The organism is Anditalea andensis, assembly GCF_000714815.1.
Classification (GTDB): domain Bacteria; phylum Bacteroidota; class Bacteroidia; order Cytophagales; family Cyclobacteriaceae; genus Anditalea; species Anditalea andensis.
This window is the reverse complement of record NZ_JMIH01000028.1, coordinates 137,231-152,148: the sequence shown is the minus strand read 5'-3', so window position 1 is coordinate 152,148 and position 14,918 is coordinate 137,231. Positions and strand designations below refer to the sequence as shown.

The window sequence follows — 14,918 nt, the reverse complement described above, 5'->3', positions numbered from 1 at the left end:
TGGAAATGACTTACATCAGAAGCTTTTGATAAATGTTTCGCCCTTTTTGTGGGCTGATATTAACCAATTTACGGAATACATTGTATTTAAAGTTCATTTTAGGAGTAAATCCGGAAATGGGCTTAAATGGCAATAAGCCATTTTCTTTTAGCATGGAGATAAACTGCAAATTAATTTCGTCACTGTACTTATTGGAGACCAAGTTAGTAAATAGCATTTGATTCATCTGAGACTGTTTTAACTTGATGGCTTTGTGCATAGTGCTTCCGCTTTCGAGTTGATCTTGTAAATCTTTGAGACTTTTTGCTACGACTACCATAGATTTATAGAAAAAAGCTCTGTGGATTTCATTTACATCATTTACAGCAGAAGTGGGCCTGAATCGGTATTTGATAAGAGGTTGGTCATAGGATCTTACAGACTCACAGTTCATAAAGATCTTTGGCATCAGCTCTCCATCCTGCATTTTGATAGATTCATGATATTTAAGGTTACCTCTTATAAATACGTCTCTTTTAAATAAATATAGCCAAAGATAACTTTTAGCATAATTAAGCAAATAAAATTCAGGGCCATTTAGAGTCTTTTGGCCTCCAAAATCAAGTTTGAAATCAACCCATCTCGCGGCAATTCCTTCTTCATCTACTGCGGTAAATTGGAATCCCAATGCATCCACATTATGGGCAATGGCCTCCTCAAGCGCAGGTAGCACTGCTTCACTATAAACTAAATCATCCCCGTCTACCAGCCAGATGTATTCCCCTTTTGCTGCCTCCAATCCACGGTTCCTCGCTGCTCCTACCCCAATATTTTGCTGTTTGATCAGTTGTATATGTTTATATGAGCTGCATAAGGCTTCTATTTTATGTACAGATCTATCTCTTGAGCCATCATCTATTACCAGTATTTCATATAGATCTGGTGATAAAGGGATGTGTATTAAAGATTTCAAACAGGAGTCAATATATTTTTCTAAATTGTATACAGGTACTATTATGCTTAGTTTTATTGAGGGCTTATTCATAAAAGGTTTCGTGCTCTTATTGGAAATGCGGTCGCAGTCTTAATTTTACAATTAATATCTGCTTAGTCCAATCCCGTGCCATTTCTATTGATTAGGTACATTTTTGGAGTTTTTGAAGATAATAAATCTTATATATTTCCCGTAGTCTATGCAGTAGAAAATAGATTCCTTAGCTTTGCAATTCCCTGAAATAACCCTTTTCTTTTCAATTTTTATACAGCAGTATCCGTGAATTACATACAGTTTATCCGTAGGAATAAGACAATGAGTTTTTTTGGGGCCATGATGACCACTCTTTCGAGTTTCGGTCAGACGTTCTTATTGTCCCTGTACATTCCTTATTTGATAGAAGAGTTTGCCATTACCAATAGTTTGATAAGTTCATTATATGGAATAGCCACAATAGCAAGTGCTCTTATTCTACCAAAACTCGGAAAATACATAGATACAGTTCCTCTTAAAAATTTCACATTGATGACTACAGGCATATTTTTATCAGCACTGGTTTTTTTTAGCTTCTCCAGATCCTGGTGGTATCTTCCCATTGCTTTCTTTGGATTGCGACTCGCGGGCCAGGGATTATATTCACATATTGCGATTACTACCATGTCCAGGTATTTTGTAGAGAACAGGGGAAAAGCCATCAGTATCGCTTCTTTGGGGCATCCTTTGGGCCAAGCGATTTTACCGGCCCTCACCTTATTGGTAATAGCTCAGATTGGATGGCGTGAATCTCTATGGCTGAATGCCGCATTGGTAGGATTAATCGTTACGGTATTCACCATATTTGCCATTAAACCAAAACACTTACAAACTGAATCTGAAGTAAAAGTGGAAAACGGGGGAGGGGTTGATCGTCCTGCTACCAAGGTGCGGCAGCGTGATATTTTGCGTTCCAAACCATTTTGGTTATTGGCCCCTAATGTGTTTTTTGTACCTTTTGCCATCACTGGATTGTTCTTCTACCAGTTCAGCATCATAGCCTACAAAGGTTGGGGGATAGAGTATATAGCATTGGGGCTTACCGCATATGCCATAGCCAGTACATTTAGTATTTTGACTGCCGGTCCTCTGATAGATCGTTTTAATGCCAAAACTTTCTTTCCCTTTTATCTATTACCTTTTTTGGGTGCTTTATTGGTGATATACCTTGTAGACAGTCAGTGGGGTATTTTCCTCTATATGGTACTGATGGGGTTATCCACAGGTTTTGGTAATGCCACTATGGCGGCTTTGCAGGTGGAGTTTTTTGGGCAGACTTACATTGGTACAGTAAGAAGTCTTTTTACTTCTATCATGGTGCTAAGTTCCGCCGTAGGACCGGCACTTTACGGTGTTATATTAGATGCAGGATGGGGATTTGATACGGTATTTATATCCAGTATGGTAATCCTGATTATCATTATTATACAATCATTCAAGGCTATTCCAGCCTATACGATCTCCAAGTGGAAGTATAGGTTTAGACATAGAAAAAATATTAAATAAGATCCATTTTAGAGGTAGGGATAAGGCTTAAAAGTTAAAATATGATCATAAGGTAACAAGCATTCATTACGATTATATTCTTATAGATTAAAATGACTGAGCTAGATCTAGTTGCTACTGTAAAAGCGTGGGCTTTAGTTTTTCAGGGATATTTTTTGGATTATTTTTATAGCACCTAGAATTAATTAAAGCACGATAAAAATAATTTAAATAGGGCGTATAAAGCACTATTGTTAAATTATGGTTTTGGGGAAAGGGTATCCCCATGCAGGTTCTTATCTTACTATAAATTTTTTTTAGATTAATTCTAAATAGTTTTGTTTAGAATTGATCTTAATAGTAGCTTTGTTTTTTAATAATACAAAATCATATGAAGATAAGATTTACTGCTTTAACCATAATCATGGAAATGTTCCTTTGGTCGGCTTTTGCGCAGACAGGAAGTATATCGGGCATAGTCACCACTACTGATGGGTCATCAGTAGCATATGCGAACATAGGCATAAAAGGATCTAATACGGGTACGGTTACAGATGATAAGGGGGCCTTTATTATTTTTAATCTTTCTCCGGGAACATACATCTTATTTGCATCCAAGATAGGATCTGTTCGTCAGGAGAAGGTGGTAAACCTTGCAGCAGGTGAAAATCTTCAAATAAACTTCACCTTAAGCGAAAGTACAGGTGAACTGGATGAATTTACTGTTTCTGATAATAAAATAAACCAGTTTTATCGTGACAGCGTATTTATAGTTTCCAAGTTGCCCTTGAGGGATCTTGAAAATCCTCAAATATATAATGCGGTTCCTAAAGCAGTTTTGAGAGATCAGGTAGCTACCAGCTTAAGCGAAGGATTGAGAAATGCTACCGGCATCACCAGATTATGGGAATCAACCGGAAGAGGAGGGGACGGTGCAGAGTTTTATTCCATGAGGGGGTTCTCAGTCCAGCCTTCTATGGTAAACGGTATGCCTAGTGTAAACAATGGTGGACTTGATCCTTCTAATATAGAGCAAATTGATGTGATCAAAGGCCCCTCTGGTACTTTGTTTGGAAGCCCTATGATTTCCTATGGCGGTTTGATTAATATCACCACTAAGAGGCCATTTGAAACATTAGGAGGTGAGATAGGCTTCATAAATGGCAGCAATGGTTTAAATCGGGTAACTGCCGATGTCAATGTCCCAGTCAGTGATAATACCTTTGCCCGGGTCAATACTTCCTATCATACCGAAAATTCGTTTCAGGATGCCGGCTACAGAAGGTCATTGTTTTTTGCTCCATCCTTTATCCACAAAGCCAGTGATAGACTGACATTCATAGTAAATACGGAATTTCTTTCAAGGGAATCAGCCAATGCACCAATGGTGTTTCTTAACAGAAATGTACCACTCTCATTTGATGATATTGCTGTCTTTAAATCCAATTACCGTAATGCATTTACCAGTAACGAACTGAGTATTCGAAACCCTACTTTTGGCATGCAGGCGCAGGCTTTATACAAAATATCCACTTCGTGGACTTCCCAGACGGTATTGTCCCGAAGCAATGCCAAAAGTAATGGGTACTACCATTACCTCTGGGATAGTGGTGATGGAGATACTTTCGGACGTTTTATCTCTAAAAGGAACGGTGAAACCAATACCACGGATATCCAACAAAATTTTATAGGGGATTTCAAAATAGGGACACTTAGAAACCGTATGCTCATAGGTGTGGATTACTTTAAATCCGATATACTAAACAGCAGTACTGGATGGGTAGGGAATGGAGTGGTGTCCATGGCTACTGGAGAAGATACGGGCTTGCTGACTCAGGCAGGTGTAAATAACCTATTAATAGATTCATTTGAAGGAAATTCAAATGCAGCGAGTGAAATCCTAAGTGCATATGCTTCAGATGTGATCAACTTCACCCCCTATCTTTCTGCCATGGCCAGTGTAAGGGTGGATAGGTTTAAAGGTAGAACCGCCTATGGATCAGCAGAGGATACTTTTACGCAGACTTCTGTTTCGCCAAAATTCGGATTGGTATACCAGCCTATTAGGGATAAAGTATCGATGTTTGCCAATTATATGAACGGTTTTTCAAATGTAGAACCTACGGAGGTTACTGATCTGGATGGGTCTAATGCCAGGATCAAAATTTTCGAACCGGAATATGCCAATCAGTATGAATTTGGAATCAAAACCAATCTTTACCAGAACCGAATTTCCGCTACTGCAAGTTATTATAATATTTTAGTGACCAATAGGGTAATGGCTGATCCTGAAAACATCAACAATATGATCCAAGGAGCAGAAGTGTTGAGCCGGGGGGTTGAAATTAGCTTGATCGCCAATCCGATTGATGGATTGAATATCATTGCCGGTTTTAGCAATAACGAAAGCGAGGTTGTAAAAGACAATGCTGAAAGTGGTTATTTAGGACTGCGTCCTGAGGAAGCAGGTCCAGAAAGACTTATTAATTTTTGGGGCAGCTATACTATCCAAACGGGCAGATTAAAAGGTTTGGGATTCGGGCTAGGCGGCAACAGTGCCAGTGAGCATAAAACTTTACACCGATCAAATATTGGATCATTCGTCCTACCTGCATATCAGGTTTTCAACGGTACAATATCCTATAAAGGGAACCAATATCTAATTATCTTAAGAGGTAACAACCTGACCAACCAAATGTATTTTACAGGATGGTCCAGTATTAACCCTCAGAATCTTCGAAATGTAGCTTTAAGTTTAAATTATCAGTTTTAGAATTGAAAACTTTCAAAAAAACAATCGGCATACTGCACCTTTGGCTGGGATTAATTTCTGGTCTTTTGGTGTTTATCATAGCTCTCACAGGATGTATTTATGTATTTCAGGTAGAAATACAGGAGTTGACACAGCCATACAGATTTACAGAAACCCAGGACAAAGCTTTTTTGGCCCCATCTGAAATCCAGAAAATCACTGATCAGGAACTTCCTGGCAAGCACCTACATGCGGTGATGTACAATCTGAAAGGGAAGTCTGCCCATTCCATCTATTTTAGTTATGAAGACCATTATTATGATATGGTATATGTCAATCCTTATTCTGGCGAGGTGCTGAAAGTAAAAGATGAGTATGCTACTTTCTTTAGGTTTATTTTTGACGGGCACAATTATCTATGGTTACCTGAAGCTATAGGCCGTCCTATAGTAGCGTCTGCTACTTTGGTGTTTTTTGTATTGCTCATTTCTGGTATTGTCCTTTGGTGGCCTAAAAACAGCGCTGGTAAGAGGGCAAAATTTACAATTAAATGGAATGGATCCTGGAGGCGGAAAAATTATGATCTGCATAGTGTGATAGGATTTTATGCTTCGTGGCTGGCGATCGTGCTTGTTTTTACGGGGCTGATATATGGTTTTGACTGGTTCAGAAATGGCTTCTACATGATTGCTTCTGGTGGGGAAGATTATGTAGACTATTATACGCCAGCATCTGATCATTCATCGGTTTCATTATTGAATATGCCTGCTATAGATCAGGTATTTTATAAAATGCTGGACGAATACCCCGATGCGGAATGGATAGAAGTCCATCCTCCCGAATATGAACACAGCGCTATAGCGGCCAATGCTAACCCTGAAGCCGATACATATTGGAAGGTTGATTATCGGTATTTTGATCAATATACCATGGAAGAGCTGGATGTTGATCATTTTTGGAATAAGCTGGAACAATCTTCGAGCGCAGAGATGTTTTTGCGGATGAATTATGACATACATGTGGGGGCCATATTGGGAATGCCTGGTAAAATTCTGGCATTTTTGCTCAGTTTGACTATAGCCTCCATGCCTGTCACTGGCGTTCTGCTATGGTATGGAAGGAACAACAAGAAGAAAAAGAAATCTAGAAACATATATGATAAAGAGAAAATGGTAAAAGTTTAACCATCTACTGACTTATAATAAGTCAAATAATGAGGTATTATTTTCAAGAGTGGACTTCAAGCCAACATTAAATATCCCTATCATTCAAGTCTTTTCTTTAAGATTAGTAGTGATTATCTGGAAATTACGCCTACTCTTATTTATAAATATATAACCATGCCCATTTTTTTACCCTGTCAGGCATATCATCTTTTTACGCTCAGGTGACCATTAGAAAAAAGAAAAGGAGAGGGATGCTGAAACAGCCAATGTAGCCCTGCTCTATCCTAGTGACAATGCGTCAGGTACGATAGATAGATGATCTTTTTTAAAATCCTCTGGCATTCAATCCACATTATACTTATATCTTAATCACCCTCAAATATGCATCTACTAAAGTAATTTGTACCAGGGTGTTAAATTAAATAGTCTTCAAGGATTAGATATTATAGCGATGATATAGGTCATATACGTTCTGTATTATGCTTCCATTTTATGTAGTTTAGGTTAAGTTGTTTAATTTTAAATAAGATTAATCGATAGGATAAGATTTTGATTTTTCTCCAGTATTTCAAATAGCTTTTTATGGTAAAAATAAAGTTAATTAATTTGCTTATCACTGTATGTTTAATTTCGGGCTGTGTGTCTGCCCCAAAGTTCATTCAAACGGACCTCCCTTTTCAATCTGAATGTTTAGAATTGTTGATTTTGGATGATAGTTACAAAGAACCTCTTTCCTATTCATCCATAGAGAAAGAAGACTGGGCTGCAGACTTGGATGAACGTATTTATTTTTTAGCCCTTGCCATTGAAGGTAAAGAAGAATTAAGGGAAATTATGACAGGAAAGGCTATAAATAGAGGTGATGTTGATTTTTTTTTGTTACAAAAAATGTTACAAAAGTTAAATCTCGCCAGTTTGGAAGTTTCCGCCATAACCAGTGGATTGGATTGTGAAGAGGAAAAGGCAGAACAATTGGCAAGTTTTTTAGAAAGAAAAGTAAGTATAAAGGAAAGAAATCTCACTGTGGCTGCGATCATCACGGGTGCTGCTATCTCAGTGGTATCCGGTGCCATATTACTGGCAGGAGAGAGCGATAAATATATTGAAATAGCAGCCATCACAGGTGGATTAGTAGAAGTATGGCTGGGATTAAAAATCCTAAGACTGGAGAAAAAGATGGCCATTGAGCATAAGTCGAATGTACTCCAAATGATACGAGATCAAGACAATTCACAAGGCATATTTCCACCTTCTGTTTGGTATTATTTTAATAATGCGCCAAGCTTAGAAGAGGTTTCGTTAAGAGATAAATTGATCGAAAGATGGGATGAATTTCACGACCTGCCTGAAGATGAATTTGGTGTTCTATTTTCCGACGGAGGGGCCTATGATGCTGAAATGCTCGATACCCGTGCGGAACTTTTAGACCAACTCGGGGCCCAAATCACTTTGATGCAACAGGATATATTAAGGTTTCAACGTTTTCTGCTGAATCATTAAAATATATTCCAGAAGACTTATCCTTTGTGACATGATTCGCAGCCCGTTCCGGTTTTATGGGGCATTTGTTTCCGGGGAAGTAATTTCCACACCCAAAACCCGATTGTTACTGCAAAAATACTCCAAACTAATATTTCTTGTATCATTTAAGAGATAATTTGATAAGTGATAAATGCTGCTAAATAAGCAAATGCTGTCATAAAAACTGTCTGCAGGATGGGCCACTTCCAGCTTTTGGTTTCCCTGTAGACGATGGCTAGCGTGCTCATACACTGCATGGCAAAAGCATAAAAGACCATCAGAGAAAAAGCAGTAGCTGTATTAAATACTTTTTCACCGGTGACGGGATCCACTTCCTGATCCAGTTTTTCCCTTATGGTCATTTCATTGTCAGGATCACCTCCTATACTGTATATAGTAGCTATAGTTCCTACAAATACTTCTCTCGCTGCAAAGGAAGTGATCAGCGCTATACCTATTTTCCAGTCATAACCCAAAGGACGGATAATGGGTTCAATGGTTTTGCCCACTATACCTATATATGAGTTTTCTAATTTTTTGGAAGAATAATAATCTTCAAGTTCTTCTATTTCAGTATCACTAGCAGCTGTCATGGCCAGACTTCTTTCCTGGGCTATAGCATCCATATTGGCCGATGGTCCATAAGAGGCCAGTACCCATAGTACGATTGATATGGACAGAATCACCTTACCTGCTTCCAGTACAAATACCTTGGACTTGTGATACATGGTCAATAATACTGCTTTCCACCTGGGTATTCGATATACCGGTAAATCGGTAAGTAAATAACTTTGTTCCCTGGATTTAATAAAACCCTTTAAGACCAATGCCGCCAATAAAGTTGCTGCAGTACTGAGCAGATACATACTCAATAAGGCTATGGCCTGCAGGTTTATGCCTAAAAAGATGTCATCAGGCACCGTCAATCCTATTAAAATAATATAGACAGGTAGTCTGGCTGAACAACTCATCCAAGGAGTGACCAAGATGGTGATCAGTCTTTCCTTACCATTACTTATGCTCCGGCTGGCCATGATACCCGGTATGGCGCAGGCCATACCGGAAATGAGCGGTACCACACTTTTGCCGTGTAGTCCAAATGGTCTCATCACACGGTCCATCAGGTATACCACCCGGGACATATAACCTGTATCCTCCAGAAAAGATAAAAAGCCAAACAATAGCGCTATCTGCGGAATGAAAATCACTACCCCTCCTATACCCGGCACTATTCCTTCTGCTAATAGGTCATTGAAAACTCCAGCAGGAAGTGTTTCAGTGATCCAGCCACTAATGGCAGCAAACCCGGTATCGATTAAATCCATCGGCCATTCTGCCCAGGCAAAAATGGCTTGGAAAATAAGTAGCATCAAACCTAGAAAAAAGAAATAGCCCAAGATAGGGTGCATCATGAGGTTATCAATCTGCTGGGTGAGATCTCTTTTTGTGGTGGAAGTTTTGGTGACTATTTTGTCTAAGAGGATATTGATTTCTTTATAGCGGGCAGTAGTTTCGGCTATCTGTAAAGCCGGTATATCACATTGGTATTCTGTGGCCATATCCAATAGCCATTTTTTCTCGGTAGGAGTTACTTTCAGATCATAGGAGGCAAAGACTAAGTATTGATAGGCCTGAAAGTCGGTATGCAGGTGATAACGTTGTTTAATTTTCTCTGAAAGTGATTCAGGAAGAATATTTTTTAAGTTTAAAAAAGAGTGGGCGACTCCAAATTTTTCTTCAAAAATCATTGCCTTTATGCCATCCATTCCTTCATTTTGTCTGGCATCTGTTAATATGATGGGAACTCCTGTTTCTTTATATAGCTGGAAGGTATTTATTTTAATTCCCTTTTTCTCTGCCAGATCCTTCATGTTCAATACCAGGGAAACCGGTATTCCCAAGTCCATTACTTGCCCGGCCAATAATAAACTTCTTTCAAGATTACATGCATCCAAAACCATCAGGATGTAATCAGGCTTTTCGGATGCTTTGCCACTGAGTATGCGGTGGGCTATAAGTTCATCCTCAGATTTGGGATAAAGGCTATAAGTTCCCGGAAGATCTATAATATCGTACTGCCTTCCTTTGTTCTTTAAAGTGCCTACTGTTTTATCAACTGTAATGCCGGGATAGTTGCCGACTTTTTGCTTTAATCCGGTAAGCTGATTGAAAATGCTGGATTTACCTACATTTGGGTTACCGATTATAGCGATGGTCGTGATTTTTTTTGAAATAACTGATTCCATTTATAGGCTTACTTGTAAGAATTTAGCTTCATGAACGCGGATGGCAATGGTTTGATTATCCATTAATAAGGCTATCGGTCCGTTAAAAGGAGCTTTTTGGATAACCTCTATATTTTTACCGGGAGTAAGCCCCATTTCTAGGAAATTAAGGGTAAGTGGTGAGTCAATGAAGCTTTTCAATTGGGCTTTTTGCCCTACTTGAAGTAAGTCTAGCGTCATGGCAATAATAGTTTGGTTTGGGGCTGGAAAGTTACCACTATTTAGATTAAGTCCAAATTGATCACTTTAAATTAATTTAATATTGTCATTTAATTGGATTTATGTATTTAAGATAGACCAAATTAATTTTATAGCAATAACTTATCATCTATAATTAAACCATTGGAAAAATAAACGGTTATATATAGTTGCACCCTTTAATCTAAGATGAATAGAAATCTATATTACTTGCTCATTTTATTTTTATTTACGAGTTGTATTGGCACTACGCGTATTATTGAGCCTCAGATTCCTTTTCAGGCAGAATGCTTTGCGGCATTAATAGATAATCACTTTGAAAGCAGAAAAATTAGCTACGACCCTGAAGAACGAGATGATTGGAAAGATGAGGTAGATGAAAGGATCCATTTTCTGGCTCATGCATTTGAGCTGCAGGATGACCTGCAGGAGCTTATCAGATTAAACCGTGAAGGAGAGGACCGAGACAGGCAGGATACTCTTCGTAGAAAGCTATTGAAAGCAGTAGACTTGACTTCTCTTGAAGTTTCTGCGATCGCCAGTGGCTTGGATTGTGAGGAAGAAAAGTCGGTACAGCTGGCAGATTATCTGGACCGACAGATCCGTAACCAAGAAAGAAGACTGACAGTGGCGGCTATAATTACCGGAGCAGTGGTATCTACTGGAATAGGTATAGCAGTACTTTCAGGAATGGAAGGCACAGATCCTATTCTTCAAACTATAGGTCTGACGGCAGGATTGGCTGAGGTATATATGGGTCTGAAAGTACTTTCTCTTAGAAGAAAAATAAAAGTGGACCATCCTATTAATATCATTCAAATGGTAATAGAGGAAGATAACTCAAAAGGTATTTTTTCTCCCGCAGTTTGGTTTTACCTCAATGCCCCTACTCCTGGTATGGAAAGATCATTGAGAGAAAAGCTTCTGGCAAGATGGGAGGCTTATGGTAGGTATGCAGATGAAGATTTTGAAATTTTTTTAGGGGAAAAAGGGGAATATACTGCCAATATGCTGGAAACAAGATCGGGTCTGCTCGAACAGTTATCTTCCCAGGTTTTTATCATGAAGCAGGACATCATGTTGTTTATGAGTTATCTTCATGAGTTTTGATAGGCGATTGCCATTTTACTGGAACAGGGATTTTTATTGTGTTTTTCAATCTCAATAGGTAAATTCAACATTATCTCCAAAAAAAAACACTATGTATAGTATGATGAGGAAAATAGGAACAGGAATCTTCGTGGTATGGCTGTTCCAAATCTCCTCCCATTTAAAGGCTCAAACCACCCCTGATGGAAGCTTTGAAGCAGGTTTTAAGGGTATGGCGGCAATTTCATTTACCTCTCAGACAGTGGCGATAAATATCGGTGGACCACATTTGGATTATAGGATCAATAAAGATCTGGCTATTGGAGTTGGCGCATTTCCATCACTATTTTTCAGCTCGCTGCCATCTTTGAAGGGAGATTTAGGAAAAAATATATTTGAACCCAAACTGGGTCTTAGTCCTCGATTAGACTTTAAAAATATTGTGTTAATTGCTCCAGTTTATCATTTTAGTTCTCCTGATAGGTGGCTGTGGACTTTTGGCATTGGAATTAAGATACCATAGCACTGCTCATATTTGTCTTTGTTCTTTTAGAATAGATAGGTACAGTTTTTAATATAATGTAAGGTAATATTCCTTTAAATATTTATTTCATCATTTGTTTTGGTGCTTATATAGGGATTTACTGAGTTTTACCTATCAGCTGCTTATGCAGGGGGTGACAGCCATCTGTATAGGAGCCTCCTCGCTATTGATTTTTAAATAGTTTAAGTGTGGATCGGCTGTAGCTGTTCCATCGGCCATTTACCATTGTAGTGGATATTATAGGGCTACTGATTTATTTCAGTACAAATTGTTTATATGTAGGGTTCCTGAGAAAAACTATCTTCATATAGAAGATTCAGCATTATTTTAAACCAGTCGACCATGGGCGAAGTGATATATTAAAACTCTGCTATAATACCGATGGTAGGCAACACAGTACCGGCAGGATTGGCTATATTTCTCAATACATACCTGTTTTGATCTGCGGGACTGATTACCAAGGCTCCCGTTTCATCTCTTGCAGGGACCAAAATGTCAGGCTGTTCAGCCCTAAAATTATAAGCATTTTGAATATCAATATACCAGTTCAAATTCCATTTGTTGTAAAAATACTTTTTATCTATTCTGATGTCCAGTTGGTGGAAACTGGTCAACCTTTGCGCATTAATTTGATTAAAATTTAATACCCCCCTGTTTCTCAAATCCCAACTGCTCCTTAGGCTGGAGGTCTCGATATCAAAGGGTGTAAAAGGTGTTCCGCCTAAAAACCTCCATCTGGCTCCCAGTTCCCAATCTTTTTTAAGCCTTTGTCCTGCAGTAAGGCTTACAATAAACCTATTGTCCCAAGAGGATGGCACGAATCCCTGAGTATTTGGGTTAGTAAATTCACTTTTCACCAAAGTAATGGCCGCTATTCCATAAAAGCCCTGGTATAACCGTTGCTGGGCTAGAAGTTCTAGTCCATACGCTCTACCTTCGGCATTAGAACTTACCGCTTCATTGCCAATGACCCCAAAGTCAGCTCCCAAGTTGGCAAGTGCAATTCCATTAAGTATGGAAGAAGGATAGTTTTGGTAATATTTATAAAATGCTTCAGCAGTAAATCTTCTGTTTTTATCTGGAATCTGCCATTCTAAACCGGTGATGGCATGGGTGGCCCGGATATATTTTACATTATTTACCTGATTTGTAAGAATGCCCTCGGTGTCTCTATACCCCAGAACCGTATATGGAGGTTTTTGATAATAAACACCCCCATTTGCTGTCCAAAACAAATCAGGCCTTAACCGGTAGGAAATGGATGCTCGGGGACTAAATTGGTTAATCGGGTTTCTAGCAGTTTCCCCAAAATCACTTCCATCTATCCTTATTCCTCCAGTGATCAATAGGTTTTCATTAAAAAAGTTTTTGTTTGCCTGAACAAAGGCTCCATAGCTATGAAAATGAGAAGTGGCATTGAAATCAATGACCTGACCCGTACCCGCAAGAGCGGCACGGTCAAAATTATTGATATAATATCTGCTATATTCATAATTTAATCCATATTTTAACCCACTTCCTTTACCAAATATGCTGTTTTCAACTCTAAATTTGTTCTCGCTTTCCTGTGAAATATAGTTGGTCAATAAATTTGAAGGATTACTTTCATCATTATTAAAGTATTTATAGGCTTCATTATTGAGCATGTTTCTGCTGAGCACAAAAGTCCAAAAACCATTGTCTCTATATTGTTTTAATCTCAAACCCGTGACATAATTCCATTGGGATGATATGGGAAGGTTGTCCAACTGATAGAGGCGGGTCTCTTTTTCTTCTTCTGATTCTCCATTGGGTTCATCAAAATTAAGGGAAAAGTTATCTATCGCGCCTAAACTTATGAAGGTAAGCTCTGTTTTTTCTGAAAATTTGGTTTTTGTTTTTATAAGAAAATCATTGAAAGTCGGTAAAAAAGGCAGCCCCAAAAGCCGAAATAATCCCTGTAGATAGGATCTTCTTATAGATATATTATAGGTTGTTTTTTCGCTTAAAGGGCCATCGTTAGATAATGTAAGCTCGCTGGCGCCTACCGTGATCTGTGTGGAGATTTTATCCCTCCGACCTTCTTTTAATTGAAATTCGAAAAATGAGCTGAGTGCATTCATTCTATTGGCAGGAAAACCGGCACTGATTACATCTACGTTTTGTATAAGATTTACATTTAAAATACCCACAGGTCCACCTGAAGAACCCTGCGTAGCAAAATGATTGATAACAGGCACTTCTATTTCGTCTACAAAGAATTTGTTTTCATTGGGTGCACCTCCTCTAATGATAATGTCATTTCTAAAACTAGCAGTGCTTGCCACTCCTGGGAGGGATTGGATTACACGGCTGATATCTCTGTTCCCTCCGGGATACCTTTCTATTTCATTGGTATTTAAACGTCTGGCTGAAATAGGAGTGTCTTCAGATCTGGTAAATTCCGAATTTACAACCACTTCTTCCAGATCTGAGGCGTCTTCTATCAGCTCGATATCCAATTGGACAGCCCTTGCGCTTGATACCTGGATTTCAAATATGGTTTTAGTCTTGTACCCAATATAAGAAGCCCGGATATTGTATAATCCTGGCACTATATCAGCTATTTCGTAGCGCCCATTTTCGTCTGAAACTGCACCTTTATCAGTCCCCATTATTATCACATTGGCAAAAGGAACCCCTTGGTTATTAGAAGGATTAAATACCCTCCCCTTAATATTTCCACCCTGAGAAAAGGCTGATACATAAAGAAGAAATAAAATTAAAGTAAAAATATATTTCATATAAGTCTATAGGTCAAATATGGTCGTTTTTTATTTAACCAAAATTCACCTTATTTCTTCACATTGTATAGTATCTGTGAAAAAAATGATAAAAATGTTAGCCTCTGGGT

General features: G+C 38.5%; 10 protein-coding genes. 6 read left to right on the top strand and 4 right to left on the bottom strand.

What is annotated here, in order from left to right:
• Positions 1-10: 10 nt before the first annotated feature.
• Positions 11-1,024 (bottom strand): glycosyltransferase, encoded by a 1,014-nt coding sequence (locus EL17_RS22855; protein WP_051720214.1) that lies wholly within the window; start codon positions 1,022-1,024, stop codon positions 11-13.
• Between the two features lie 228 nt (positions 1,025-1,252).
• On the opposite strand from EL17_RS22855, the gene EL17_RS19890 reads away from it, so the two are divergent.
• The 4 genes from EL17_RS19890 to EL17_RS19875 all read left to right on the top strand — a co-directional run bounded on the left by EL17_RS19890 (position 1,253) and on the right by EL17_RS19875 (position 7,909).
• The gene (locus EL17_RS19890) at positions 1,253-2,512 is read left to right on the top strand and encodes an MFS transporter (RefSeq protein WP_035078433.1); all 1,260 of its coding nucleotides are present in this window, start codon (positions 1,253-1,255) and stop codon (positions 2,510-2,512) included.
• A 370-nt stretch (positions 2,513-2,882) separates the two neighbouring features.
• The gene (locus EL17_RS19885) at positions 2,883-5,264 is read left to right on the top strand and encodes a TonB-dependent receptor (protein WP_164675183.1); all 2,382 of its coding nucleotides are present in this window, start codon (positions 2,883-2,885) and stop codon (positions 5,262-5,264) included.
• A 2-nt stretch (positions 5,265-5,266) separates the two neighbouring features.
• On the top strand, positions 5,267-6,427 hold the full coding sequence (locus EL17_RS19880; protein WP_035078428.1) for a PepSY-associated TM helix domain-containing protein: 1,161 nt from the start codon (positions 5,267-5,269) through the stop codon (positions 6,425-6,427).
• A gap of 687 nt (positions 6,428-7,114) precedes the next feature.
• Positions 7,115-7,909 carry a hypothetical protein gene (locus EL17_RS19875; RefSeq protein ID WP_164675182.1) on the top strand — a complete coding sequence of 265 codons (795 nt, stop codon included), beginning with the start codon at positions 7,115-7,117 and terminating at the stop codon, positions 7,907-7,909.
• A gap of 146 nt (positions 7,910-8,055) precedes the next feature.
• On the opposite strand, the gene feoB is transcribed toward EL17_RS19875, so the two are convergent.
• Both feoB and EL17_RS19865 read right to left on the bottom strand, forming a co-directional pair.
• Positions 8,056-10,176 (bottom strand): ferrous iron transport protein B, encoded by a 2,121-nt coding sequence (feoB, locus tag EL17_RS19870; RefSeq protein ID WP_035078424.1) that lies wholly within the window; start codon positions 10,174-10,176, stop codon positions 8,056-8,058.
• Entirely contained in the window at positions 10,177-10,395 is a 219-nt protein-coding gene (locus tag EL17_RS19865; protein ID WP_035078422.1) for a FeoA family protein, read from the bottom strand. It abuts the gene before it with no gap.
• A 207-nt stretch (positions 10,396-10,602) separates the two neighbouring features.
• Here EL17_RS19865 and EL17_RS19860 point away from each other — a divergent pair, with 207 nt between their 5' ends.
• Positions 10,603-11,523 carry a hypothetical protein gene (locus EL17_RS19860; protein ID WP_035078419.1) on the top strand — a complete coding sequence of 307 codons (921 nt, stop codon included), beginning with the start codon at positions 10,603-10,605 and terminating at the stop codon, positions 11,521-11,523.
• A 100-nt stretch (positions 11,524-11,623) separates the two neighbouring features.
• The gene (locus EL17_RS19855) at positions 11,624-12,025 is read left to right on the top strand and encodes a hypothetical protein (protein ID WP_164675181.1); all 402 of its coding nucleotides are present in this window, start codon (positions 11,624-11,626) and stop codon (positions 12,023-12,025) included.
• 380 nt (positions 12,026-12,405) lie between these two features.
• On the opposite strand, the gene EL17_RS19850 is transcribed toward EL17_RS19855, so the two are convergent.
• On the bottom strand, positions 12,406-14,808 hold the full coding sequence (locus EL17_RS19850) for a TonB-dependent receptor (RefSeq protein WP_035078416.1): 2,403 nt from the start codon (positions 14,806-14,808) through the stop codon (positions 12,406-12,408).
• Positions 14,809-14,918 lie beyond the last annotated feature (110 nt).

Coding starts and splice junctions, on each gene's coding strand:
- EL17_RS22855 (WP_051720214.1), bottom strand. CDS start 1,024: ATGAATAAGCCCTCAATAAAACTAAGCATAATAGTACCTGTATACAAT.
- EL17_RS19885 (WP_164675183.1), top strand. CDS start 2,883: ATGAAGATAAGATTTACTGCTTTAACCATAATCATGGAAATGTTCCTT.
- feoB (WP_035078424.1), bottom strand. CDS start 10,176: ATGGAATCAGTTATTTCAAAAAAAATCACGACCATCGCTATAATCGGT.
- EL17_RS19865 (WP_035078422.1), bottom strand. CDS start 10,395: ATGACGCTAGACTTACTTCAAGTAGGGCAAAAAGCCCAATTGAAAAGC.
- EL17_RS19860 (WP_035078419.1), top strand. CDS start 10,603: ATGAATAGAAATCTATATTACTTGCTCATTTTATTTTTATTTACGAGT.
- EL17_RS19855 (WP_164675181.1), top strand. CDS start 11,624: ATGATGAGGAAAATAGGAACAGGAATCTTCGTGGTATGGCTGTTCCAA.
- EL17_RS19850 (WP_035078416.1), bottom strand. CDS start 14,808: ATGAAATATATTTTTACTTTAATTTTATTTCTTCTTTATGTATCAGCC.